Here is a 2554-nt window from a genome sequence, read left to right on the forward strand (position 1 = left end):
AGCGATCCGCAGATCCCCGTGAATCACCGGGGCTAATGGCAGATCCGCCTTCGAGTTCTTCGGCGAGCAGCGTGAGGTCGTCCCAGGAGCCGAGGAGGGCGTCTAACTCCACTACATCGGGGAAGCCGGACTCCCCGCGCCCCGCGTAGCCGAGGGAGACGACGCTTTTGACGTGCCCGTACTGGATGCCGAGCGCAATCTCACCGCCGGGCTGGTTGGCGATGTGGTAGGCGAGCGTGCGTCGGAAGCGGGTGGTTCCGATAAGCAGGCGAGCGGCGTCACCGGATTGGTTCTCGGAGAGGATGCTGGTCGGCCCGGAGATTGGAACGACCGGGTCTCCGTTCTGGGTAGCGTGGGCGTTCCAGAGCGTGATGAAGCTGCCGAGACTAATACCTATGGAGGACGTGGTGGCTACTTCGCCTTGCCGCTGTTGGCTTTCTCGTGGGCGGCGGTTCCAGGCGAACAAATATGGGGTGTCTGGTCTTGCGAGCTGTTCGAGCGCCTCAATCGCGCGGGCGGCGGGCTCGATGGTCACCCACGGCTGGTCGCGTTGAGCACCTTGACTGAGTTGATCACCGTACTCGTCGCGGAGGCCCTTGAACTCGCGGCCGACGATTGTGTACTCAGCTGCGGCGCTGGCATTGCTGGTGACTGGGTTGTAGCGGAGGCAGCCGCGTTGAAGGTGCAGGACCTCTTGGGGGCGCATGCCGGTGAAGTAGGAGATGAGCACGAACGCTGCCGACCGCACGCTGCCTGCGTCGTAGGACTGGAGCCAGTTGGTGGCGTCCTTCCATTGTCGGGCGTTCTCGGCGGAGAGACGGCCCGGTGGGAGCGTGATCCCTTGCGCCGTGAACCATGCTTCAGCGGTCTTCTTAATGCCGCGACGCCCGACGGTGAGTGTGCCGTCGAGATAGCCGCTGATGACGGTGTGGGCGGCAACGATGAGCGCACTGATCGCCTCAGGGTGGAACGGTTCGGTTTTGTTCTCGTACTCGACTGGGGCAGGACCGAGCCACCGGCTATATTTCGCCGAGAACCATGAGGGTGCGGTGAACGCGTAAGGCGAGGGCAGGTCGACATTGTGGGCCCACAGTCGCCCTAGGTGGACTAGTTGCGCAACCTTGTGTGAATAGGTGCGATCCTCGCGTGCACCCACGTGCTCGCCGTACTGGGTCCAGTCGTCGGTGGTGAGGTCTGCGATGCTACTGAGTCCGTGTGTGTCGATCCAGTCCAGCAACAACTTCATGGCGTGGAACATATGGAGGGCGGTCTGGGCGGATGGGAACCGAGACTTCATAGACGTGGTTCGACGCTGAGTTTCCGTATTGAGGACGTTGTAGAGGTAAACCTTCGCCGATTCGCGATGACGGGGCCGAATGGCAGCGAAGTTGATGTTTAATGTTTCCTTGTTCTCGGAGAGCGAGAGGTAGTGGAGCGGCCACACGTCGTCGCCGAAGACTGGCTCCGGTACTGCTTCGGGAGTCCGGTAGTGACGGTTGGCGAAGAGTGGACTGGTCAGCAGCGGGACGACAGGCGTGAGCCCGACCGTCCGAGTCGCAGCAGTGTTGACGGCGGGGTTGGTCATGTGTCCCAAGTCCTATTCATCAGTCGATTGACCTGGTCCCGGTCAGTATCGGTGACATCAGCGCGGGCAGCGAGGAGGTCGCTGTTCGAGAAGTGCCGATTGGGGACTAGCAGCGAGGCGATGCGGGCATGGTGAGCCGCGAATCGCGAGTCCCAGAGGTGTGCTGGCGTGACAGCGCGCAATCCCTCCAGGTGGTCGTGGAGGGCGACGACTCGAGGGAGGTGTCGCTTAAGGACCACCGCGTTCGTACACGCGAAACAAGTCAGGAAGGACGCGCGGCACGGCTCATGAGTGTCGGGGGCATGCTCGTGGTCAACGCAGGCCGAGGCCACTGTGTCGCGCGCACCTGAGTTCACCTCCTCAAGCACGCCGCGGGAATCCAAAGGGAGGTCGTCGACCGTCGCCGAACCGTTCACGACTCGCGCCTGCACGGCGTGGAAATGGTCTTGAAGAACAGTGGCGATGACTGGCTGCACGGCCTTCTTCACCGTCGGATCGTTCAGGTTGTAGTCGATGTTGGTGTTGAGGCTATGACCTTGCGGATGAACTTGTGTGGCGAAGTAGGATCGCAACCTGATAGGAGTTGCAAAGTCCAGTTCGGGGTGTTCACCGCGCCAGGCCCTGAGGTATCTCGCTATCGTGTGGGTACTGGCGTCTACCAGCACGGTGAGCGGGACTGGTCGCGCGTTCCTACCGATCGCATTTACTTGGCCCGAGAGGGACACGAGCACCGCGTCAGTGGGGTAGCCCACCTCTTGTAGCGTGCGCCGCGCCCCGTCGGTGAGTTCGAGAATCATCTGAATCAGGCGGGCTTTGGATCGAGGGCCGGTGTCGGTGTAGGTCTCAGACCACTCGCTGACGACGCCCCGCCGCGGTTTGGTGAGCCTGACCTGACTTCCACAAGTTGACGCTGTTCTGCTGCTTGGGATTCCGGTTTGCGCTGGTAGGGCGAGTTCGGGGCTGGCGTTT

General features: G+C 62.1%; 1 protein-coding gene and 1 pseudogene. Both read right to left on the bottom strand.

What is annotated here, in order from left to right; all coding sequences use genetic code 11:
* Positions 1 to 1585, bottom strand: a pseudogene (locus G6023_RS11660) (hypothetical protein); the annotation flags it as partial.
* A partial coding sequence (locus tag G6023_RS11665) for a hypothetical protein (protein WP_206680998.1) occupies positions 1582 to 2554 on the bottom strand: 973 nt, incomplete at its 5' end. The pseudogene G6023_RS11660 and the gene G6023_RS11665, both read right to left, overlap by 4 nt.

This window comes from Dietzia sp. DQ11-71 (assembly GCF_014144995.1).
GTDB lineage: Bacteria > Actinomycetota > Actinomycetes > Mycobacteriales > Mycobacteriaceae > Dietzia > Dietzia kunjamensis.